At 39.7% G+C, this 22,378-nt stretch carries 25 protein-coding genes; 10 read left to right on the plus strand and 15 right to left on the minus strand.

Annotation, left to right across the window (positions count from 1 at the left end; all coding sequences use genetic code 11):
* The first annotated feature begins 18 nt into the window (after positions 1–18).
* On the plus strand, positions 19–1,332 hold the full coding sequence (locus H5119_RS14745) for a peptidoglycan DD-metalloendopeptidase family protein (protein WP_138584164.1): 1,314 nt from the start codon (positions 19–21) through the stop codon (positions 1,330–1,332).
* A gap of 98 nt (positions 1,333–1,430) precedes the next feature.
* On the opposite strand, the gene H5119_RS14750 is transcribed toward H5119_RS14745, so the two are convergent.
* The 5 genes from H5119_RS14750 to H5119_RS14770 all read right to left on the minus strand — a co-directional run bounded on the left by H5119_RS14750 (position 1,431) and on the right by H5119_RS14770 (position 5,917).
* Positions 1,431–1,607: a hypothetical protein gene (locus tag H5119_RS14750; protein WP_182702798.1), complete on the minus strand. Its 177-nt coding sequence runs from the start codon at positions 1,605–1,607 to the stop codon at positions 1,431–1,433.
* A 13-nt stretch (positions 1,608–1,620) separates the two neighbouring features.
* On the minus strand, positions 1,621–2,592 hold the full coding sequence (locus tag H5119_RS14755) for an aldo/keto reductase family oxidoreductase (RefSeq protein ID WP_182702799.1): 972 nt from the start codon (positions 2,590–2,592) through the stop codon (positions 1,621–1,623).
* A gap of 141 nt (positions 2,593–2,733) precedes the next feature.
* Positions 2,734–3,864, minus strand: coding sequence for a sodium ion-translocating decarboxylase subunit beta (locus tag H5119_RS14760; RefSeq protein ID WP_182702800.1), 1,131 nt, complete (start codon positions 3,862–3,864; stop codon positions 2,734–2,736).
* Between the two features lie 14 nt (positions 3,865–3,878).
* Complete coding sequence (oadA, locus tag H5119_RS14765; RefSeq protein WP_182702801.1) at positions 3,879–5,660, minus strand: sodium-extruding oxaloacetate decarboxylase subunit alpha; 1,782 nt, start codon at positions 5,658–5,660, stop codon at positions 3,879–3,881.
* An 11-nt stretch (positions 5,661–5,671) separates the two neighbouring features.
* The gene (locus H5119_RS14770; protein ID WP_077537024.1) at positions 5,672–5,917 is read right to left on the minus strand and encodes an OadG family protein; all 246 of its coding nucleotides are present in this window, start codon (positions 5,915–5,917) and stop codon (positions 5,672–5,674) included.
* A gap of 516 nt (positions 5,918–6,433) precedes the next feature.
* On the opposite strand from H5119_RS14770, the gene H5119_RS14775 reads away from it, so the two are divergent.
* The 3 genes from H5119_RS14775 to H5119_RS14785 all read left to right on the plus strand — a co-directional run bounded on the left by H5119_RS14775 (position 6,434) and on the right by H5119_RS14785 (position 7,453).
* Positions 6,434–6,607, plus strand: a complete 174-nt coding sequence (locus H5119_RS14775; protein ID WP_006794345.1) for a DUF1328 family protein — start codon at positions 6,434–6,436, stop codon at positions 6,605–6,607.
* Positions 6,608–6,660: 53 nt separating this feature from the next.
* Positions 6,661–6,852, plus strand: coding sequence for a hypothetical protein (locus H5119_RS14780; RefSeq protein WP_138584160.1), 192 nt, complete (start codon positions 6,661–6,663; stop codon positions 6,850–6,852).
* 133 nt (positions 6,853–6,985) lie between these two features.
* The gene (locus H5119_RS14785) at positions 6,986–7,453 is read left to right on the plus strand and encodes a YcxB family protein (RefSeq protein WP_077537022.1); all 468 of its coding nucleotides are present in this window, start codon (positions 6,986–6,988) and stop codon (positions 7,451–7,453) included.
* A 51-nt stretch (positions 7,454–7,504) separates the two neighbouring features.
* Here H5119_RS14785 and csrA read toward each other — a convergent pair whose 3' ends face one another.
* From csrA to ribA, 6 genes are all read right to left on the minus strand, one after another.
* Entirely contained in the window at positions 7,505–7,696 is a 192-nt protein-coding gene (gene csrA, locus H5119_RS14790; protein ID WP_004587515.1) for a carbon storage regulator CsrA, read from the minus strand.
* Between the two features lie 91 nt (positions 7,697–7,787).
* Positions 7,788–9,005: an aspartate kinase gene (locus tag H5119_RS14795; protein WP_182702802.1), complete on the minus strand. Its 1,218-nt coding sequence runs from the start codon at positions 9,003–9,005 to the stop codon at positions 7,788–7,790.
* Positions 9,006–9,011: 6 nt separating this feature from the next.
* Positions 9,012–11,612, minus strand: coding sequence for an alanine--tRNA ligase (gene alaS / locus H5119_RS14800; RefSeq protein ID WP_182702803.1), 2,601 nt, complete (start codon positions 11,610–11,612; stop codon positions 9,012–9,014).
* 19 nt (positions 11,613–11,631) lie between these two features.
* Entirely contained in the window at positions 11,632–12,084 is a 453-nt protein-coding gene (locus H5119_RS14805) for a regulatory protein RecX (RefSeq protein ID WP_182702804.1), read from the minus strand.
* Complete coding sequence (locus H5119_RS14810; protein WP_182702805.1) at positions 12,084–12,872, minus strand: BPSS1780 family membrane protein; 789 nt, start codon at positions 12,870–12,872, stop codon at positions 12,084–12,086. The genes H5119_RS14805 and H5119_RS14810 overlap by 1 nt, the downstream gene beginning before the upstream one ends.
* Positions 12,873–12,953: 81 nt before the next feature.
* Positions 12,954–13,577, minus strand: a complete 624-nt coding sequence (ribA, locus tag H5119_RS14815) for a GTP cyclohydrolase II (RefSeq protein ID WP_182702806.1) — start codon at positions 13,575–13,577, stop codon at positions 12,954–12,956.
* Between the two features lie 248 nt (positions 13,578–13,825).
* Here ribA and H5119_RS14820 point away from each other — a divergent pair, with 248 nt between their 5' ends.
* A complete protein-coding gene (locus H5119_RS14820) occupies positions 13,826–14,923 on the plus strand; it encodes an energy transducer TonB (protein ID WP_182702807.1) in 1,098 nt (365 codons plus the stop codon).
* 61 nt (positions 14,924–14,984) lie between these two features.
* On the opposite strand, the gene H5119_RS14825 is transcribed toward H5119_RS14820, so the two are convergent.
* From H5119_RS14825 to H5119_RS14835, 3 genes are all read right to left on the minus strand, one after another.
* Complete coding sequence (locus tag H5119_RS14825; protein ID WP_182702808.1) at positions 14,985–15,497, minus strand: hypothetical protein; 513 nt, start codon at positions 15,495–15,497, stop codon at positions 14,985–14,987.
* Positions 15,498–15,604: 107 nt separating this feature from the next.
* On the minus strand, positions 15,605–16,054 hold the full coding sequence (locus H5119_RS14830; RefSeq protein WP_182702809.1) for a low molecular weight protein-tyrosine-phosphatase: 450 nt from the start codon (positions 16,052–16,054) through the stop codon (positions 15,605–15,607).
* A gap of 34 nt (positions 16,055–16,088) precedes the next feature.
* A complete protein-coding gene (locus tag H5119_RS14835) occupies positions 16,089–16,595 on the minus strand; it encodes a DUF3087 domain-containing protein (protein WP_182702810.1) in 507 nt (168 codons plus the stop codon).
* 156 nt (positions 16,596–16,751) lie between these two features.
* Between H5119_RS14835 and H5119_RS14840 the strand changes: the two genes are divergently transcribed.
* From H5119_RS14840 to H5119_RS14850, 3 genes are read left to right on the plus strand one after another with little or no spacing between them, the layout of a single operon-like run.
* Positions 16,752–17,381, plus strand: coding sequence for an energy transducer TonB (locus tag H5119_RS14840; RefSeq protein WP_182702811.1), 630 nt, complete (start codon positions 16,752–16,754; stop codon positions 17,379–17,381).
* A 13-nt stretch (positions 17,382–17,394) separates the two neighbouring features.
* On the plus strand, positions 17,395–18,003 hold the full coding sequence (locus H5119_RS14845) for a sigma-70 family RNA polymerase sigma factor (protein ID WP_259398963.1): 609 nt from the start codon (positions 17,395–17,397) through the stop codon (positions 18,001–18,003).
* Entirely contained in the window at positions 17,990–18,601 is a 612-nt protein-coding gene (locus H5119_RS14850) for a hypothetical protein (RefSeq protein WP_182702812.1), read from the plus strand. Before H5119_RS14845 ends, H5119_RS14850 begins: the two co-directional genes overlap by 14 nt.
* 86 nt (positions 18,602–18,687) lie before the next feature.
* Here H5119_RS14850 and H5119_RS14855 read toward each other — a convergent pair whose 3' ends face one another.
* Positions 18,688–20,343, minus strand: a complete 1,656-nt coding sequence (locus H5119_RS14855) for a P-loop NTPase fold protein (protein ID WP_182702813.1) — start codon at positions 20,341–20,343, stop codon at positions 18,688–18,690.
* A 952-nt stretch (positions 20,344–21,295) separates the two neighbouring features.
* On the opposite strand from H5119_RS14855, the gene H5119_RS20535 reads away from it, so the two are divergent.
* Together H5119_RS20535 and H5119_RS14865 are read left to right on the plus strand one after the other, a co-directional pair.
* Complete coding sequence (locus H5119_RS20535) at positions 21,296–21,580, plus strand: carboxymuconolactone decarboxylase family protein (RefSeq protein WP_259399629.1); 285 nt, start codon at positions 21,296–21,298, stop codon at positions 21,578–21,580.
* On the plus strand, positions 21,570–22,265 hold the full coding sequence (locus H5119_RS14865; protein ID WP_182702814.1) for a helix-turn-helix domain-containing protein: 696 nt from the start codon (positions 21,570–21,572) through the stop codon (positions 22,263–22,265). Before H5119_RS20535 ends, H5119_RS14865 begins: the two co-directional genes overlap by 11 nt.
* The last annotated feature ends 113 nt before the right edge of the window (positions 22,266–22,378 follow it).

Below are 22,378 nucleotides of genomic sequence, written 5' to 3' on the forward strand. Positions count from 1 at the left end.
AGCAGGAAAAGGCACTTTATGGTTCACGTGGTTAACACGCTCCCCAAAAAACACAAATTGCTTATCTTAGGCCTAGTTTCTGCGATCATCGGCTTGACCTTTCTTCCATCCGAAAAAGCAACCGCTTCCAAAGACAACAGTGCAAACGCACTAGAAATTGGTAAGCGTTATGAATTACTCGTTAAAGTTGATAGCAAAGAAAAACTAACAGAGTTAAATTCAGAGCACGCCGCAGAAAAACTACCTGAGTATAATCTAGTCGATCACCAAGTTAAAAATGGTGACAACTTAGCAATCATATTTAAACGCGCAGGCTTTTCAGCTCAAACGCTCTACAAGCTTGTTAATACTAATGCCGAAACGCGAAAGCTTACTAAAATCCACCCTGGCGAAGTATTAAGTTTTGCAACGTCAGCAGATGGCGAGCTCGCTCAATTACGCTATGTTATTTCTAAAACAGACACATTATTTATTACTCTAAATGATGAGGGTAACTACGATACAGCCATCGATAGTAAAGAAATTGAAACTCTGACAAAAACGGCTGGTGGCGAAATAGCTAACAACTTTTGGACCTCTGCCATTGCAGCAGGTTTAAGCGAACGCCAAATAATGAACTTTGCTGATATATTTGGCTGGGATGTTGATTTTGCAAACGACATTCGCAAAAACGATCAGTTTGGTTTAATTTACGAGTCTCATTACGTAGATGGTGAATTTATTGGCACTGGTAAAATTATTGCAGCTGAATTTATTAATCAAGGCCAACGTTTTTCTGCTATTCGTCACACCGATGGAAGTTTTTATACGCCTGAAGGGCGTAGTATGAAAAAAGCATTTTTACGTGCACCTGTCAGCTTTAAATATATTAGTTCGAGCTTTAACCCTCGCCGCTTACACCCGGTGACAGGAAAAGTTAAAGCTCACCGTGGTATCGACTTTGCAGCACGCACCGGTACACCGGTCGTTGCATCTGGTAACGGTAAAGTAATTAAAGCGGGTTACAGTAAATACAATGGCAACTACGTATTTATTAGCCACGGTACACAATACGTAACTAAGTACTTACACTTAAATAAAAAACTAGTTAAAACGGGCCAAAAAGTTAAACAGGGTCAAAAAATTGGTACTGTAGGGTCTACTGGTCGTGTTACTGGCGCGCATTTGCATTATGAGTTTTTAGTCAATGGCGTTCATCGTAACCCTAAAACAGTAAAGCTACCTAAATCTGAGCCATTACCGCGCTCAGAACTTGCTAAATTTAAACCTATTGCAGATAGCTTTATTGCCCAACTTGAGCGCAATCGCGAGCTACAATTAGCACTTAAATAAAGTTTATTTATAAGTATTAAAAAAGCCTTTGCAGGGTTAACCGGCAAAGGCTTTTTTGTATACGTTATAAACCATTAATACATTAATACATTAATACATTAAATCACTAATACATAAATAAGCTGAATAACCAAAGATATCATCACTAACGGCCATATATACTTACTGTACTTAGTTGCGCCTTCGAGTCCCATTTTACTTTGGTATTTTTCAAGTAATGGGATCAGCACCGCTAAGGCGACAAATAAACAAATTAAAATAACAAATATGTTCATAGTTAAACCTTATTTACGGTAATTCATGGCCTTTAGCACTGACATAAAGCGCGTACCAATGCTCTCGGGTTAATTCTACGTTTACAGCATCACAAGAAGCTTGAATTCGCTTAGCATTAGTTGTCCCAATAATGGGCTGAATAGATGCTGGATGACGAAGTATCCACGCAAGTACAATTGCCTCAGCAGAAGTACCATAAAGTGCAGCCAGCTTGTTAACTAAAAGACTCGTATTTATATCAGCCTGAGATGCGTTTGATAAATCGCTTCCTGTATATAGACCTTGGCACAGACTTCCCCAGCTTTGTATTTGAATATCAAAGCTGCGGCAATATTCAATACACCCAGGTGTAAAATTGAGATTTTTACCATCGGTGTTACCGGTGTAAACGCCCTCATCAACAAACTGATGTTTTTGTAGGCTCGCTTCAATTTGATTAGCCACTATGGGCATATCAAGCGCATGCTGCAAAAAATTCATTTGGTGCTGCTGCATATTCGATACTGCAAAGTGTCGCACCTTGCCACTTTCTTTTAAACAACTAAATACACGGGCAATTTCATCAACTTCCATGAGTGGATCTGGGCGATGCAGCATAAGTACATCTAAATACTCTGTGTTTAGTCGCTTTAAGGACGCTTCAACTGATTGCTCAATCCAGTTAGCCGAAAAGTCGTAGCGTTTTGGCCCTAAGTCATCTTCAAAACGAATGCCACACTTAGATTGTAGATATATGTGTTCTCTAAGGTTCGATCGTTCACTTAACACCTTACCAAATACTTGTTCAGCTTTACCAAAAGTATAAATATCTGCATGATCAAAAAAGTTAATACCGCCTTCAATAGCGTTATCTATACATTCATGAGTTTGTTTAACGTGCGTGTCAGTAATTGCGTCTTTATTCCAACCGCCGCCCAAGCCCATACATCCAAATACAAGCTTACTAACGTTCGGTAAATATTTTGCCAGAGGAGTGTGGAGCATTATGACTATCCTTAAAATTGCGAAGAGTATCCACTGTAAACAAAAAGCGCTAAACAAGAAACCATTAAGCGATGAGAAATTAATAACAAAAAAAAGCGCAGTAAACTGCGCTAAATCATTTATTAACTACCACTTTAATTATTAGCCAACAAGTGCTAATAAAATACCCGCAGCAACTGCACTACCAAGTACACCCGCTACGTTGGGCCCCATTGCATGCATAAGCAAAAAGTTATGTGGATTACTTTCAAGGCCAACTTTATTAACCACTCGCGCGGCCATTGGTACTGCAGATACTCCCGCTGCACCAATTAATGGGTTGATAGGTGTTTTAGATATGCGGTTAAGTCCTTTTGCCATAAATACGCCTGATGCCGTACCAATTGCAAAAGCCAGTGCGCCAAGCACTAAAATACCAATCGTCTCAACCGTTAAAAACTTATCCGCCGCGAGCTTTGAACCGACCGCTAACCCTAAAAATATAGTGGTTACATTGATGATTTCGTTTTGCGCACTGTTGCTCAATCTATCAACAACCCCTGACTCACGCATTAAGTTACCTAAGCAAAACATCCCCACTAGCGGTATTGCTGCTGGTAAAAACATGGCAGTTAAACTAAGCACCATAAGCGGAAAAATAATTTTTTCTTTTTTTGATACTTTACGCAGCTCTGGCATTTTAATTTTGCGCTCTTCTGGTGTTGTTAATGCTCGCATAATTGGCGGCTGAATAATTGGCACCAATGCCATGTATGAGTATGCTGCGACCGCAATTGCGCCGAGTAAATCAGGAGCTAGTTTTGATGCTAAAAATATTGCAGTAGGGCCATCGGCACCACCAATAATAGCAATAGCGGACGCATCCTGTAGGGTAAACTCAAAGCCTGGCACATAGTTTAGTAATATCGCGCCAAACAAAGTCGCAAAAATGCCAAACTGTGCAGCCGCACCTAATAACAGCATACGAGGGTTTGCAATAAGTGCACTAAAATCAGTTAGCGCTCCGACCCCCATAAATATCAACAGCGGAAAAATCCCCGTATCAATACCTATATAATATACGTAGTACAAAAGTCCACCAGGGTCTGATAAACCAGCCACGGGTATGTTTGTTAATATAGCGCCAAAGCCAATAGGTAATAACAGCAATGGTTCAAAGCCTTTAACTATCGCTAAAAATAATAGTAAACAACCTACCGCTATCATTATTAGCGATGGGATTGTAAAGTTAGCAATACCTGTTGCATGCCAGAGGTTTAAAATACCGTCCATCCTCTATTTACTCCTTATGCTAATGCAATCATAGCGTCACCCGTTGTAACTGAGTCACCCTCAGAAACAAGTACTTCAGCAACAGTACCCGTGTGCATGGCACGCACTTCCGTTTCCATTTTCATGGCTTCCATAATGATAACTACATCACCTTCATTTACCACTTGCCCCGCTTTTACTTTAACCTTAAAAATATTACCCGCTAAAGGTGCGTTAAGTGTCTCGCCCGAGGCAACCGACGCAGACTGGGGCATATGCTCGGAATCTTTTAAGGTTACTTCTTTAAGCTCACCGCCTTGCGCTACTACTACGTCGTAAACTTTACCGTCTACTTTTACGCTGTATTGCTCGGCCTTTACGCTGTGATTATTTGAAGCAGATTTAGAGGGTACTTTATTGCTTTTATCTTCAACACAAGGTACTGGTTCAAATGCATCTGGGTTGTTACGATTTTTAATAAATTTTAAACCAACTTGTGGGAATAATGCATAAGTTAGTACGTCATCAATTTGCTCATCAGCCAGTGTTAAACCTTGCTCTTGCGCTTCTTTTAACAACTCAGCTTCAAGCGTTGCAAGCTCAGGCGCAATATTATCAGCAGGACGACAAGTAATAACCTCTGCACCATTAAGTACACGCTCTTGTAGATCTTTATTCATTGGCGCAGGTGTTAAGCCATACTCACCTTTTAATACGCCCGCAGTTTCTTTAGTAATTGTTTTGTAGCGCTCACCTGTTAGCACGTTGAGTACCGCTTGAGTGCCTACAATTTGCGACGTGGGTGTTACTAATGGTAAAAAGCCTAGATCTTCTCGTACGCGCGGTATCTCAAGTAAAACCTCATTAAGCTTATCTGCTGCGCCTTGCTCTTTAAGCTGGTTTTCCATATTTGTAAGCATGCCACCAGGTACTTGAGCAAGCAAAATACGTCCGTCAACCCCTTTTAAACTACCTTCAAATGCCGCATATTTTTTACGTACGTCTCTAAAGTAAGCCGCTATTTCTTCTAGATGATTTAAATCAAGTTCAGTGTCACGTTCGGTTCCTTCAACAATTGCCACAATGGTTTCGGTTGCTGAATGTCCGTAAGTCATGCTCATAGATGAAATAGCGGTATCAAGCATATCAATGCCCGCATCGATCGCCTTTTGATAAGTTGCTGTACTTAAACCAGTTGTAGCGTGGCACTGCATAGCAATAGGAACCGATACGGTTTCTTTAAGTGCTTTAATTAGTTTTTCAGCGTCGTATGGTTTTAATAAACCCGCCATATCTTTAATACAAATTGAGTGGCAACCTAAATCTTCTAATTGCTTAGCTAGCGTTAGCCACATATCAAGCGTGTGTACAGGACTTACAGTATAAGAAATAGTACCTTGAGCATGTGCGCCTACTTTTATAGCCGCTTTAATCGCTGTTTCAAGGTTACGTACATCGTTCATTGCATCGAAAATACGAAAAACATCAACACCATTTTTATGTGCGCGCTCTACAAATTTTTCAACCACGTCATCTGCGTAATGGCGGTAACCTAATAAGTTTTGACCACGTAATAACATTTGCTGTTTAGTATTAGGCATTGCTTTTTTAAGTGCACGAATACGTTTCCACGGGTCTTCGCCTAAATAACGAATACACGAATCAAATGTAGCACCACCCCACGATTCAATAGACCAATAACCTGCGTTATCTAATTTACTAGCAATTGGCAGCATATCGTCAAGGCGCATTCGGGTTGCGAGTAATGATTGGTGCGCGTCGCGTAATACCAATTCTGTTAATTTTAATTTAGCCATGAATGTGCCCCTTATTTATTATTTGATTTGTACTGAGCAATGGCAGCACTAATAGCAGCGATGTGCTCATTAGGCACACCTTGAGATTTAAAAGATGGCGATTTAGCTGGTGATGCTACCTCTGGTTCGCTAAAGCGCGTTACCAAACTAGACATAAGCGTTACTGCACCAATTAATATCGACAGAAATACAAACACCCCAACCATACCGGTGAGCATTAAACTACCAGCTGTTGTGAGTAGAGCACCTATATCCATTTATTTCCCCTTGAAACCTACATTGAAATAAAAAATCAATTTAATTAAATATTTATTCACTGAATAATAACAAAACCAATAACTTTGTCTACACCCTGTAAATTGGTAAAACCAATTAATCTTAAAACAACATACCACCCAATTAATTTACATGTTGTAGGCCAATAAAAACAGGACCTACAATACATAGAGTGAATAACAACTATAGCTAAAAATTATATATAAGTTGTTAATTAACTATTTAACCTAGTAAAAATAGACATTAAAAATTATAAAAACCATAAAGTAACTTCACAATTGCAAATTGGTCTTACCAAATAAAATATATCCAGTAAATATTTATCAGTAATTTTCAGTAGTGTGAATAAGTTACATAACAAAGCGTAAAAGTTACTAACCAATTAAAAATCAAAAACACACAAAAACCATAACCCAATGATATTAAACAAGAATAAACATTGGCATGTAACTGGCATTAGTTATTGTGAGCAAAATTTATAAACCAAGGAGAAAACAATGTTACGCTGGACAATTACATTTCTAGTTATTGCTTTAATCGCTGCAGTGTTAGGTTTTGGTGGCATCGCAGGTGCCGCAGCTGGTATAGCAAAAATTATATTTTTTATCTTTATAGTACTTTTAGTGATTTCATTAGTTTCAGGTGCACTACGCGGAAAATCTCCCAGGTAGATAAAGCACTAACTAACACTAAAATTTAATTTAAACTTACAAGGAATCACATTATGAAATCTACAACTTTAAAAGCAGCACTAATTGGTCTATTCGCAAGTTTTTTCATCATGGGTTGTGAAGACAATCATGCAGAAGACGCAGGCGAACGTATTGACGAAGCAGTAACCGACGTGCAGAACAAAGTAGAAGATGCATGCGAAGAAGTTAAAGAAGGCGTAAACGCTGAAGAAACTAACTGTTAATACTTTTAGCACCGCTAAAAAACGGCTCTTGAGCCGTTTTTTTGTGTCTGCAATAAAATCATTGACTATAAAGCTGCTCATTTAGAGGTTAGCTTGTTAAAATAGAAAAAAATGATACTTTAAATAAGATAATATGGCATTTACAACGACCTACACACTCGATAAACCCTATTTTTACGAGTGCTTTGATGAATCACTGCCTTACAGTAAACGTGCAAAACCTAAGTATTTTTTACTTGTGTTGCTCGTTGCACTTGGTTTATTTGGTATTTATGGGTTAAATGATCATTACTTAGGATCGTTTTTGATTATGCTTGGTGTGCTAGAGTGCGTCGCTTTTTACTATCGCAGACCTTGGTGGGTTACCAGACAAATGCTTAGTAGAGCTTCTGGCTCAGAAGTAACACTTACCTTCGATGACGACGGTATTAAATCTGCCAATCATTACAAAAACTATCAATTAGCATGGCAAGACATTAATACAGTAATAGATACGCAGCAAGGTATCCTTCTTCAAAATAAAAGCGGTATGCAGTATATTTCAAAGCAAATTCTCAGCTCTGAAATACTCGATTTCATAAACAAAAAAACCACTCAATGAGTGGTTTTTTAATATAGCCCAGTAAGGTACTCAGCTATTTATACGTGTTGATTAAGCATTGCCCGGATTTGGGTTCGACTTTTCAGCTTGTATACGCATGTAAATCTCTTCACGATGCACTGATACGTCCTTTGGTGCATTAACACCGATTCGAACTTGATTTCCTTTAACACCTAGCACGGTAACTGTTACTTCGTCACCAATCATTAGGGTTTCACCCACTCTACGAGTTAGTATTAGCATTCTATTGCTCCCATGTTCCAATATAAATTATAAGATTCCGCTTAAACATATTAATGAAAATCAGACTGAAAAGTAAGTAAAAACTACCAATCTATTCATTTTCTGTTAAAAATGCTTTATGTAATGCACGAACAGCCAACTCTAGGTACTTTTCATCTATTAAAACTGAAATTTTAATCTCTGAAGTAGACACTAAAACAACATTAATATTTTCCTGTGCTAATGCATCAAAAAATAAACTAGCGACACCAGAATGCGATTTCATACCCATCCCCACAGCAGACACTTTAGCTACTGTGGTTAACCCGCCTACATTTTGAGCACCGAGTTGAGCTTGTTGCTCAGAGATTAATTCAAGTGCTTGCAGGTAGTCATTCGAGTGCACTGTAAAAGCATAGTCTATTTTTTCAAAGTTATGATTAACTTGATTAATCATATCTATTTCGATGCCATTATCGGCAAAAAGTTTCAATATTTTTGAAAGATTTTGCGTACCTGCTGGAATGCCTTCTACTTTAATTAAACACTCATCGCGATTAAACGCAATTCCCGATACCACCTTGTTTGGCATATCGCTCTCCTCAAAACTTATTAACGTGCCTTCATCGGGATTAAAGCTCGAAAGCACCCTAAGTGGCACATTGTGCCTACCTGCAGCTTCTACTGAGCGTATATGCAAAACTTTCGCCCCTAAACTTGCCAGCTCCAGCATTTCAGCAAAGGTAACTTGGCCCATTCGGCGCGCGTTAGGCTCGACACGAGGATCTGTAGTATATACGCCGTCAACGTCTGTATAGATCTGGCATTCGTCGGCTTTTATGGCTGCTGCTATTTCGACAGCCGATGTATCGGTGCCACCGCGTCCAAGCGTTGTAATGTTACCCTCAATATCACGTCCCTGAAACCCAGCAATAATAGCAATACGATTATGCTCAAGCTCATGCTTTAAGCGCGTAGCAGCAACCTCTGCAATGCGAGCCTTACCAAACATGTTGTCGGTTAGAATATTGACTTGATCGGCTAATAAACTCACCGCTGAGTGACCACGTTTTATAATAGCCATAGCAAGCAGTGATACAGAAACCTGCTCTCCGGTGCTAATTAGTACGTCTAGTTCACGGCTACTCGGGCGAGTATCTATTTGTTTGGCAAGATTAATTAAGCGGTTGGTTTCTCCCGACATAGCCGAGAGCACCACAACCACTTGATGTCCTTGTTGCCTGGTTTTTACAACAAGGTCGGCAACCGCTTCAATTCGCTCTATTGAGCCCACCGAAGTGCCACCGAATTTTTGAACAATAAGCGCCACTTAGGCTTAAGTACGCTCAGTTAACCAAGCTGTAACGCTATCTAGTGCAGCAGCGAGGTTTTGTGGCTCACTACCACCGGCTTGTGCCATATCTGGACGACCGCCACCTTTACCACCTACTTGGCCTGCCATGTGGTTAACTAACTCACCGGCTTTTACTTTGCCTGTTAAGTCTTTCGTTACACCAGCAATTAGGCTTACTTTGTCGCCACTGGCAACACCTAGTGCAATAACACCTGAGCCAATCTTGTTTTTAAGGTCATCAACCATACCGCGCAGTGCTTTAGATTCAGTACCTTCAACGTTTGCTACAAGTAGCTTAACACCGTTTATTTCAACAATCGAATCAAGTAAAGACGCACCCGCTGCACTTGCCAACTTATCGTTAAGTTGCGCAATTTGCTTTTCAAGGCTTTTTGACTTCTCAAGTAAAGCAGTTACCTTTTCAAGAACTGATGCACTATCGCCTTTAACTAAAGCCGCAACATCGCTAAGTTGTTGCTCTTGCTCGCTAACGTACGCTACAGCATCTGCACCGGTTACAGCTTCAATACGGCGTACGCCTGCGGCAATACCGCTTTCAGATACAATTTTGAATAAACCAATGTCGCCTGCGCGTTCAACGTGAGTACCACCACAAAGCTCAATAGAGTAGTCACCAATGGTTACTACACGTACTTCGTCATCGTACTTTTCGCCAAACAACGCCATAGCGCCTTTCGCTTTAGCATCATCAATAGCCATAAGCTCAGTATTAAGTGCAAAATTACGACGAATTTCGTCATTAACTACGCGCTCAATTTCACGTAACTCATCTTTTGTAACCGCTTCAAAATGCGAGAAATCAAAACGTAAACGATCAGGTTGAACAAGTGAGCCTTTTTGACCTACATGATCGCCTAATAACTGACGTAGTGCTTCGTGCAAAATATGCGTAGCTGTGTGGTTTTTCTTAATGCTATCACGGCGCGTATCATCAATAGTTGCGTCAACTTTATCGTTAACACCAATACGACCTTGTACAGTACCGTGGTGAGCAAATGCATTACCAAGCTTAGTTGTATTAGTAACATTAAATTCGCCACCAGCCACTGTAATAGTACCCGTATCGCCCGTTTGGCCGCCTGATTCAGCGTAAAACGGTGTGCGGTTTAGTACTACAATACCTTTTTGACCATCTTCTAGTAACTGAACAACTTCACCATCGGCAAAAATTTCAACCACTGTCGCGCTATAATGTGTGCTGTCGTAACCTTTAAAGTCAGTGTGTTTATCTGATTTTAATTGGTCATTGTAATCAGCGCCAAACTTACCCGCTTGCTGCGCTGTTTTACGTTGTACAGCCATGCATTCTTCAAAGCCTTGATGATCAATTGTCATCTGGCGCTCACGGGCAACATCGGCCGTTAAATCAGCTGGAAAACCGTACGTATCGTAAAGTTTAAATACTAAGTCGCCCGGTATAATATCGCCTTTAAGGTCGCTTAAGCTTTCTTCTAAAATAGCTAAGCCACGCTCAAGTGTTTTACCAAACTGTTCTTCTTCAATACGTAATACTTTTTCAATAATTTCTTGTTGCTTAGCAAGCTCAGGATACGCTTGACCCATTTGCTCAATTAACGCCGCAACTAATTTATAGAAAAACGAACCTTGTGCACCTAACTTATTACCATGGCGCACAGCGCGACGAATAATACGACGTAGTACATAACCACGGCCTTCGTTAGATGGCATAACACCGTCTGAGATTAAAAACGCACACGAGCGAATATGATCCGCCACTACGCGAAGTGACTTGTCGCCCATATCTTGTGCGTTAGTTACACTGGCAGCAGCGGCAATTAAACCTTGGAATAAATCGATTTCGTAGTTTGAATGCACGCCCTGCAAAATAGCAGCAATACGCTCAAGGCCCATGCCCGTATCAACAGACTGCTTAGGTAGAGGCAACATAGTACCGTCGCTTTGACGGTTGTATTGCATAAATACAAGGTTCCAAATTTCGATGAAACGGTCGCCGTCTTCCTCGGGTGAGCCCGGAGGTCCGCCCCAAATATGCTCGCCGTGATCATAAAATATTTCAGAACACGGACCACACGGACCCGTATCGCCCATTGACCAAAAGTTGTCTGAGGTCGCAATACGAATAATACGCTCCTCTGGCAAACCAATTTCGTTAGCCCAGTAACCAAACGCTTCTTCATCATCGTGATAAATAGTTACTAAAAGTTTTTCTTTAGGTAGGCTTACTACCTCAGTTAAAAACTCCCATGCAAACTTAATCGCGTCTTGCTTAAAGTAATCACCAAAGCTGAAGTTACCTAACATTTCAAAAAATGTATGGTGGCGAGCAGTGTAGCCTACGTTTTCTAAATCGTTATGCTTACCGCCAGCACGTACACAGCGCTGCGAGCTTGTCGCACGTGTATAAGGGCGGCTTTCTGCGCCTAAAAATACATCTTTAAATTGCACCATGCCGGCATTGTTAAATAACAACGTGGCATCGTTACCCGGAATAAGCGAGCTTGAAGGGACAACTTGGTGTTGTTTGCTGGCAAAAAAGTCTAAAAACTGTTGCCTAATTTGTGCGGTAGTCATGTGCTGCATTTGAAAGTCTCACCTGTATTTACTGTGCTTGCATTGCAAAATTAATTTCATCGTAGCTAAAACCCCGATACATTAAGTAGCGCACGCGCTTAGCTTTATCTTTGTAATCGAGATCGGCCGGTGTATTCGAATATTTTTTATTGTACGCATCCTGCGCAAGCTCAAACCAATCTACTTCAAGCTCTTCAACTACCCTTTCAAGTAGCGAACGATCAATCCCTTTGCCCATCGCTTCGCTTTGTATTCGCTTAAGCCCGTGGCATTTAAATATGTGTTTTCTTACAAAGCCTTCACAGTATCGCTGCTCGTTAATAAAATTATGCTTTTCGCACCAATCAAGCAGCGTTTCAATAAACTCTTCTGTGGCTTCTTTTTGCTGTAATTTGAGCGTTAACTCACGACGCGAATATTCTTGGCGCCCTAGTAACCAAAGTACATAGTTTTTTAGTTTTTGCTTTAATTTATCATCCATTAAGCGTCAAAACGCCCGCTTATTTCGCTGCTAAGTGGCTTAACATTAATGTCGTCACTTGGTGGTACAACAGGCATAAAAATGGCTTGATAAGATACAAAAAAGCTAATGTAGCAAATCGGCATTAAAATCAACAGCGGTAAGAACGATAAGAACATCGAAAGCGCCATAAATAATGCGCAAATAAGGCCAAAAACCCCAAGTGGCAAAATGTTATGATAAAACACCATAAACGAATCTTTAAGCGCGTTTAATATGCGTTGCTCTTTATTGAAATAAACTAAAGGCACCGCGTATGCAAACGATGTAAAATAAATCGATAAAGCAATCAAAAACAACACAACGTTTGCCATCGATATACTTTCGACCATCTGCTCAAGCGCTACATTGGGATCAACATTTGGCTGAGTCATAATTGCTACCGCATCGGCAAATAAGCCATTAGCAAGTAACGCCATTAATATACCTGCGCCCATTTGATAAAGTGCTAAACGTAATAACCCTAAACGATTTCCCTTAGCCGAAAATGGCTTGAGGATATCGGCTAGCATTATTTTTCCGCCTTGCTGTTTTGTAAGTACAGCTTGATAAAACCCTGCGGTTAAAAATGGCGTAGCTAGCGCTGCCACAACTTGCAGCAGTGGTAAAAATAATGACAGTAGCCCTACAATACCAATAAATAAATGCATAAAAATAAAGGTTGCTGGCTGGGTTTTAAAAATAAGCCATCCGGCTTTTAACCACTTTAGCCCTGCATCGGCTTTAAAAATTCGTAATTGTGTAGACATACTTGCTCTTAATTTATAACGAAACACGCCAAGTATAACTTGGCGTGAGGGGGGATTAATAGACGAAACGTAATTAAATGATTAAGGTTTTTTAATTTTCTTAATATCTAACATGTGTGCACCATGCTTAATTTTTGTTTCTAGGTACGACTTATTACCCGCAACACCCGCTTTAATGTGCGCATGCGTGCCCACAACCGAGTCAACATTAATACCGGCATCTTTTAGTGCGTTAAGCTTTTTAGGATTATTAGTCATTAATTTAACGTGGCTTAAATTAAGCGCATTGAGCATTAATACCGCATCCGAAAAGTCACGTAAATCATCAGCAAAGCCTAAATGATTATTAGCTTCGTAGGTGTTCATCCCTTGCGATTGCAGTACGTAAGCATCAATTTTGTTATACAAACCAATGCCACGGCCTTCTTGGCGTAAATATAATAAAATGCCGCCTTGCTCATGCATCATTTCAATGCATTCATTTAGCTGCTCGCCGCAATCACAGCGCGATGAATAAAACACATCCCCCGTTAAGCACTCTGAATGCATACGAATAAGTGGGACATCTTGCTCTGTATCAGCATTATTAAACACCATAGCAATATGTTCTTGACCATCTTTTAAATCAGTAAATGAGATTATTTCTGCAGGGATATTACTATTTTTGCCAACATTAAGCTGAACTCTTGCTCTTACTTGCGCCACGACAAATCCAAATATTTAAATAACTACGACACGACAATAAAGTGATAATATCACAAAATAGGATAAATACACCGTAGTACAAGACTGTTTATCGCAAATATATGGCGACGATAAGCGTTATTTTCAATGACAGTTAGCAATAAATTGATGCAAATAGAGCACTATATTGTTCACGTTAATTTACCTAAAAAAATGACAGGTACTAACGAATTTGATATTTTGTAAGCAAAACAACGATAGGGATTATTATGAAACGCCAACAACTCGCCTTAGTATTAGGCTTAAGTTTATCAACGCTAAGTACTTATTCACTTGCAAGCCAAGCAACAAACCCAGAAGTCAACTTTTCACAAGCGTACCAAACCTACTTAACTGCAGTTGCAGAAAATAAAAACGTAAAACAAGCCGCTGAGCTTGCTTATACCCTAGGCTCAGCTAATTATGGCGAAGAGTCAGATAACACAGCAAACCTTGCTATTAATTATGCCAAAGCTATTAACCCACGCATTAGCGATGGTTACGAGCAGCGTTACGCACTTTATAAGCAAGCGCACGACATTTTAGCCAAAAATCACGGTAATAAATCAGTCGAAACACTCGACGCTCTGCTCGGTATGGCAAGTAATACCGAATCAGATAGAGAAGCTGCTAACCATTTTGAACACATAATTGATATAGCAGCTGAACAAAATAATCCAAAGCTTGTTGCCGATATGCAATTTGAAGCCGCCTCGCTGCTTGCTCGAAAATTTTCACATAAATATTACCGCAGAGCTAAACGTTATTTAGAACTGGCTGATGAGTACTATCAAGCCAATTTGCCTGAAAATTCAGTTGATCGTATCAAAGCAGATTTTTTAATGGCCTCATTCGCTGAAGGTCGTAAGAAGTATAATCAAGCGATTGAAAGACTAAACCGTGTAGTGGGTGTATTCGATAACAACTTAAGCTTTGATCATAGCGCAGAGCTAAGCGCGCACTCTAAGCTTATTGGGCTTTACGAGAAACAAGGCAAAAGTGATGAAGCAACTAAACACTGCTTAGCTATTGCTAAAATGGTGCCGTGGAAAGAATCGCAAGAGCAAAAACCGCTTTACCGTGTTAATCCCGATTATCCTTTAAATAAGGCAAAACAAGGTAGAAGTGGCAGTGTTGCTATGGAATTTGAAGTAGACACGGCAGGGTTTGTAAAAAACGTTAGTATATTAAACTCTGATGGTGGTATCTCTTTTGAAAAATCGGCGATAAAAGCTGTTGAGCAATGGCGCTATGCACCAAAGTTTGAAAAAGGACAACCCGTTTCTGCGACATCTCAAGTACGACTAGACTTTAAAATTAATCGCTAAACTAATAGGCATAAAGGCGCCATTAAGCGCCTTTATGCCTTAATTATTATTCTCAAAGCAATTAAAATTCATAGCTTAAACTAATACCGCCATCCGCTCTTTTTTCGTTACTATCACTTGCTTTTCCGTAACCTATATCTAATTCCAGTCTAAAACCGGAGTTGTTTAACCCATTAAAGTTATAGCTGTAAGTAAGCCCTACACCGTTAGTGGTTTCTTCATCAAAAATACCGCTAATTGCACAACCTATAATATTACCAAATTCACTTGCTATATCGTCATTTGTTGAACTTTCACACTTTTGATCAGTATCTCTTGCGCCAATAGCACCCACAAGCGCGCCAAAAGCATGCTTTTTATTATCGCTTACTGCTTGTTCAAAACCTGCTGAAAATCCATCATCAAGGCCTAGTTTATAGTTTGCATACCAGCGCTGTGTATCGTCGTTAGCCGATAAAGACACTTCAGGAATAACTAAATAAGGATAGCCACCCCCAATCGAAAAACTAACCTCGTTGGCAGCACTAGAGTAAGAAGCAATAGATAAAGCGAGTAGTAATATTTTTGTTTTCATAAAGTTCCCTTTAATTAAGTATAAAACCAGCACAAAATGTACCCACTTTAGGATCTAAATGCAATGCGGAAAGCCTAGTTATATTTTAAATTAGCCGTTATGGATGATTAAATTTTTGACAAAATCTTATCGCTAGCCGCTTCTATTAAATCGAGCACCTTTTCAAAGCCATCATCACCGCCGTAATACGGATCGGGAATCGCACTAACGATCTGTTCACCAAACTCTAAAAACAACGCTAATTTGTACTGTAGATGCTCAGGACATTGCGCTGTTAAATCAGCTAAATTTTGCGTATCGGCCGCTAAAATTAAATCAAATTCAGTAAAATCGCTTGTGCGTACTTTACGCGAATAAATACCTTTAAAACTATAACCACGTTTTTCGCCTGCAGCCATTGAGCGGCTATCAGGCGTTTTACCTTCGTGGTAACCAATAGTCCCTGCCGAATCGACTTTAACGTTAACACCTAGCTTTTTAGCACGGGCTTTTAATACCGCCTCTGCAGTTGGCGAGCGGCAAATATTACCTAAACACACTATGAGTACTTTTTTCATTAAGGCTCCTCTAACTAATTTAAAAACCTAAGCTTTAAAACTGTTTTAAAATACTTGCGTCGTAATCTTCAACATTAAGCGTTACGTTATGTTGCGCTGCAACAGATTCAAGCTCAGCTTGTTTAATGGCTAAATCGTCCATAGTGATTAGGTTATCGTCTAGCTGCCACAATAACCGAGAGCCCGCGTAGCTATAATGAATTGCTAATAACGCATCGGCATTGCCTTCACGGCCAGCGGCTTTTAACTTAGCCATTTTACGGGTTATTTTGTTAAGTGCTTTTTTAAGCTCCCATACATATACAACTTCAATCATAAACGTATGTGTACGGTATTTATTAAGTAACCACGCAAGCCCAACGCTTGTAATAACAACGCCTATTAAGTTCCAATGAAAGTGGCTACCACTTTCATCAGGAAATAAAGCAATCAGCGTTTGCGATATAGCCAAGCTACCTACAGCCAAGCCAATACCACAACCTGCAATAACACGGTTTAAATGTTTACGGTAACGTGCTTTATTTATTTCAATGAGTTGCATAACAGCCTAAAAAGTTAATAAGTAAAAGAATGCGAATGGCTATTGTAACTAAACCCCACATTTTTTATAAAATTATTTCACCCCTTTTTGATTTGCCACCCGTTATAGCTTTGAAAACACCCTAATTGTAGTGGTCAATAAAATTTGGAGCGGCTTATGCACACACTTGAAGTACCTAACAACCCAGTATTTATTAAAACATCGACCGCCGTTATTGGCGGCGCCGCAATGACCTTTGCAGCTTTTGCGTTTATGCAATATTTAATAAGTGGCGAGCAACGCGCACCGGTTAAACCAGGGGACGATTTTATAGTAGAGATTTTTCAAGCGCCTGAGGATTCAAAAGTAAGGCACATACAAAAAATACAGCCACCACCGCCAATGCCTAAAGTGCCGCCAAAAGCTCCACCGCTTGATACATCAGCCGATCCAGTGCTTGCAATTAGCGACTTTACGCCGATTACAATTGATGATTTTGGTGGCGACATTAACAACACCATTAATCGCCCAACAGGGGATGCAACACCTATAGTGCGCATAAACCCTAAATACCCAACCACAGCCGCGCGCGATGGTATTGAAGGTTGGGTACAACTAAGCTTTAGTATTTCGCCAACAGGTGAGGTAATCGACCCAGTAGTTATTAACGCCGAGCCAAAACGTACCTTTGACCGCGAAGCAATAAGAGCTATTAAACGCTGGAAATATCGCCCCAAAGTAATTGAAGGTGTGGCACAATTACAAACAGGTCAAACTGTACAGCTCGATTTTAAATTACAACAATAAAAGCGATGAGCCTATGCTACTAAGTATTAAGTCATGGTTATTTGAAATGCCAAGCAAGGACTGCATGGCAAGTTACGCAAAAAGTGGCGACAATCGTTACTTAGAGCAGCTTATTGCCCTCTACAGTAACGACTTACATCACTACCTTGTTACGCAATCTAATACGCATTTAGCATACGACGTAAGTCAACAAACATGGCTAAAAGTAATCGAAAAGCGCCACCTTTACCAAGCACAAACCACACCCAAAGCGTGGTTATTTAAACTTGCCCGCAACACACTAATTGACGAATACCGCAGGCAACAGCACTTTGTAGAGCTTGACGAAAACACGCATTTAGCAGCACAAAATGATAAAAGCGAAAGCGACTTAAATAGTGGTGACTTAGCTAGTCGAGACTCGCATATAGGCAGCTCAAACATAAGCTATGACGCGTTCGATGCCGCGCTAAAACAACTTAGCTTTGTACAGCGTGAAGCCATAACATTACAACAAGAAGGCTTTTCGCTTACCGACATAGAACTTATAACGCAAAGCAGCCTCGAGACCATTAAAACAAGGCTGCGCTATGCCAAGCAAAACCTTAAACGTTTATTAGGAGCAAACAATGAACAAGCCTGATGAGCCGTTCGATCAAAAGCTCACACAACACTTTAAAGAGCGAAAAGCGCGCACTACACTTACAAGTGACCAGCAAAAAGCGCTACTTAAAAAGGCCACGCACACAAAGCCTAAAAAGTTCGGCTTTACGTTGCAGCTAACCAGCCTTGCCTGCGCACTGGGTGTGTTCGCATTTATTGTATTTGATAATAACGATGGCTTTAACCACGCACCTAAAACCGTGTTTAACACCATAGACATTCACGACTATTCATTTATAAAAACACACGAAATAAATCAAGCTGGTAGCTACGCAAGCTCTATAAACGAGCAAAAACACGCGCTTGATAGCCAATTAGCTAACGATTTACGTCGCCACCAACAGCGCCACCTAGAATACGGTACGCTCGTAAAGGTCGATAACGACTGGTACATAGCCAGCTGTAATGATGAAGTGCTAGTGCAAATAAAGCAATCATTGTTGAGTGATTTAAAGGGTAAACACGCGGTTGAAAGCGATATAAATACGGGTGATATGCTCGCTATGGCGCATAACGGTAAAGGGCAAATTATTGCACTTAAACATGCAGGAGCTGGGGTTAGGCAATGTGGGGCTTAGGTGGTTTGGTCCAGTTGAGATTGGTGGTAATTTAGATAAATATTACCACCGAGAACACAGAGACGCTTTGCACTGCACAGAGATAGTTAACTATCGCCCATGTAATCTAATGGTGATGAAAGCTCTATAAATTCACGATAGTGCTCTTTAGTTATTGTGTTATATCCATCGTTTATATAAATATAGTTTACCCAAAGTATTGTTGTTTCATAAGAGATTCCATATGGCTGTTTGGCTAATTCACTCTCAGCTTTTTGTAATTCAGAAGTATCGTCTTCATAATTAAGATCTAAAAAGTAGACAGAATAACTTTCTAAGCTATTAAATATCTTACAAAAAACTTTTTCTATAAATTCAGATAATGAAATTGGGTAGTTTCCCTTAGAATAACTATCTGGGTCACTATGCAATTGACTGGTGTATGACTGTGGATCAAAAAAATAGATTAACTCGGCTGATAAATACTCTTTTGATATATCCTTTTGTAAGGAGTCAGCTAGGCTAATATCTATGATCTTATTTTCACTACCTAGTTCTGTTCTTTTAAACCTTCCAGTAATTATTTCTTCATAAAGTGAGTGGTCTTTTTCATAGATACAAAACAAAACAGCGAGCACAAGTACATCAACTTTTTTACCACTTGGTAAATTTGCAATAATGGCAGTAATACGTTCAGTAATTTGAATAGCTGTCCTTGCTGATACCTTAAACGCATCTAAAACAACTGAAATATTAGCTAAAGCGGTTTCGGGTGTTTCTGTGCGGGGGAGTAGCTCAATATTTTTACTTTCTAAATACGCAGATTCAAATTTAGTTGTATCGCTATGTACTGATAAAAAACCCTTTAAAACAGGTCGTTTTAAGCTATAGCGGCTATTAAAAAAACGGCCTAGGTAAATCTTAGCATCAAAGCCTTCACCATAAATTGATTTAATTGTATGTTGAAGTTGTTCTGTATCTGTTGCCACAACAAACACGATGCCCTCTACATCAAAAATATGTTTAATCGTCTCTAGCATTTCGACGGCATAACTTGGGCGGCAGCGATCTAATTCATCGATAAAAATAAATATGGGTAACGATTTACCTTCCTGCTTTTCAAACTTACTGACCCAGTCTGCTAACTTAGACTTTATTACTTCGATGCTTTTATTTTTTGCTTCATGATCTTTAATCAAATTTTGTGCAAGCGCTTTTACTGCTGGTGAAAAGTCGCTACCAGTCAGCTTATTGGTATTATGATTCTGATCGTTATCAATTTCATTATCAGAAAATAACAATGCATGCAGTTCATCTATATCTATACCTGATATTTTTTTAGTTAAACCTTGTGCAATAGCTGGTGCTACAGCCTTAAACATCGAAACTGCGCTTTTGGGAATAGTTATATCAAATTTCGCCTGAAGTTGTAGCTGCTTAATAATCCCCGAAATTACAGTTAAAAACGGATCGTCTGAGTAATCTTGCTGCCAAGCATCGACATAAACAACTGGAAAATTTTTGAGTTCCTGCGACCAACGCTTGAGAAAGTATGTTTTACCTGCGCCCCACTCGGCATTTAAGTTTAATACGTAATTTCTCTTTTGCTCTTTTTGCGGCCTATTCTCGTCAAAACCTTCTTGAATTAATAACCTTGTGAGAAATGTTGCGTATTTAGCTCTATCTAACTTATCAGCAGGAAAGTACTCATCTATTTTACGATTTGGCGGTGTGCTCCAATCAAAGTCATTTATATCGGCCATCAAATTCCCTCTTAAATATCTCTTTTTTATATAGTGCCATACAAAGTTAGTAAATATAATTCTTAAATACATATCATAAAAATGCACTGAGTAAGGCCTAATGTCTTGCTAAGACCAAAAAACAATCTATCGTTTAACACCCTCCCCCGTCATCACGCCCAGAAAATAAGTAATTGATGAGTAATATCGCGCATGGATGCGCGATGAGGCGAAACTAGGCCATGGATGGCCTATCTTCGCCGTTTACGTTCACATCAATTATGTTTTGAAGGATTAAACGTGATGCTCGGGTGGCGCTCGGAGAGTCCAGAGAGGGGCCAGCGATAGCCCCTCTTTGGCTGCTGTCGCCAGCGCGACGAAACCTTGAATAAAGTTTTTTACACAGTTTTTAACACGTGCCAGAAAGCTCAGTACCTATGATGGTTAACCTATCACAGGTGTTAAATCCTTAGTGGCTATAGCCATCTCCTACTACCAATATTTAATCTCTGTGCAACGAAACGCCTCTGTGCCATCAATGGTGAAATTCGCTTTTACTCCTCCTACAATTTAGACGACCCCTAGCGATTTTATCGTTGTACTCCAGCCACCCAAATGGTGATTTGTATCTTGGGATCAACGCCATAGGTATTTACCGTATAGAGCCAAAGGGTAAGCTTTAAAACCTAATACACTGGTCATTGCTATTGCCAGTGCTTTTTTACCATTCACTTATCAGCGAAAGTCGCTTTTTTACAATTATTTTTATTTACTCGTCACTAAACTAGATAGCTGTTATTTATCTATTAGGAACGATTATGCAAAGAGCTAATTACTATACAGTTGAACCCGAGTTAATGACCTACTTGATTAATCAAGAAGCACTGATCAAACAAAAAGTCGAAGCGAGCTTTGGATTAACAATTTGGGAGCTGCTAAAACTAAGAGCATCACAGTTAAACCAATGTGCGTATTGCTTAGCAAACAAGCGCTGGAGTATGGCGAAAGTATTAACCGTATTATTGCCCTCAATACGTGGCAAGACACGCCTCTTTATAACGAGAAAGAGCGTGCTGCATTAGCGCTTTGTGAAAAGTTAACCTTGTCACAGAACATTGATGATGACTTTTATCTTGTTCTTGCCGAGTTATTTGATCAACCAAGTTTAGTTACCCTCACAGTGGCAATCAATGCTATAAATAGCTGGAATCGCATGGTGAAAATGTTTAAACCGACTGTTGAGTTTAATGAACGATAAACTATTACTTGAGCTTTATAGTCCAACGGGCAATATCGCAAATTATGTACAAGCACTTTGGTTTGCTCGCGCCCAGTTTTCAGGTGAGAGTTGGCTACCCTGCGATGGTGCCCAAGGGGTGATATTTTTAATTTCTGGGCAGCTTAACTTAGCTGGCGAACCATTAAGCCTCCCCTATTCCATGCAAACCATATCAACTCAATCAGAAAAAGTGACATTTACTGCAGGCTCCATTTTTTGTGGGATTAGGTTTAAGCCCGCAGGGCTTGCTCACCTAAAAAAGGTTAATCATTCCCTTGTTGCCCCAACCACTTTATCGGGTATCGCACAAGCGCTTAATCAACATGCGAATTTAGATTCATTTATTGATTTATTATCAGCACACTTCAATGCACCAGAAGTACATCATCATACTATTGAGCATACACAAACACTGATCCATAAAATAATCAATCTTACTCCACTTACTACTGCTTACGATGATAGCTCAAAAGGCAAGCGGCAATTAGAGCGTTACGTAAAAAATACCTGCGGCATTACCGCCAAACACTTAGCACGTATTTACAGAGTCAGGCAGGCCAAAAAATTGATTAAAGAAAGCCCGCAGCTAAGTTTGGCACAACTCGCTCTTGAATGCGGTTTTGCTGATCAATCCCATCTAAACAATGAATTCAACAGACATTGATCAGACCAATTTCAAAAATTTCGATTTAATTTAAACGCTTAATTCTCTTTAATTTGATAAAATAACATCTCAACTTTGAGGTGTATATGAATCTAAAAATCAAACGGTTAGAC

Origin of the sequence: Pseudoalteromonas sp. SG45-5, from assembly GCF_014164085.1 — a bacterium.
GTDB classification, from domain to species: domain Bacteria; phylum Pseudomonadota; class Gammaproteobacteria; order Enterobacterales; family Alteromonadaceae; genus Pseudoalteromonas; species Pseudoalteromonas aliena.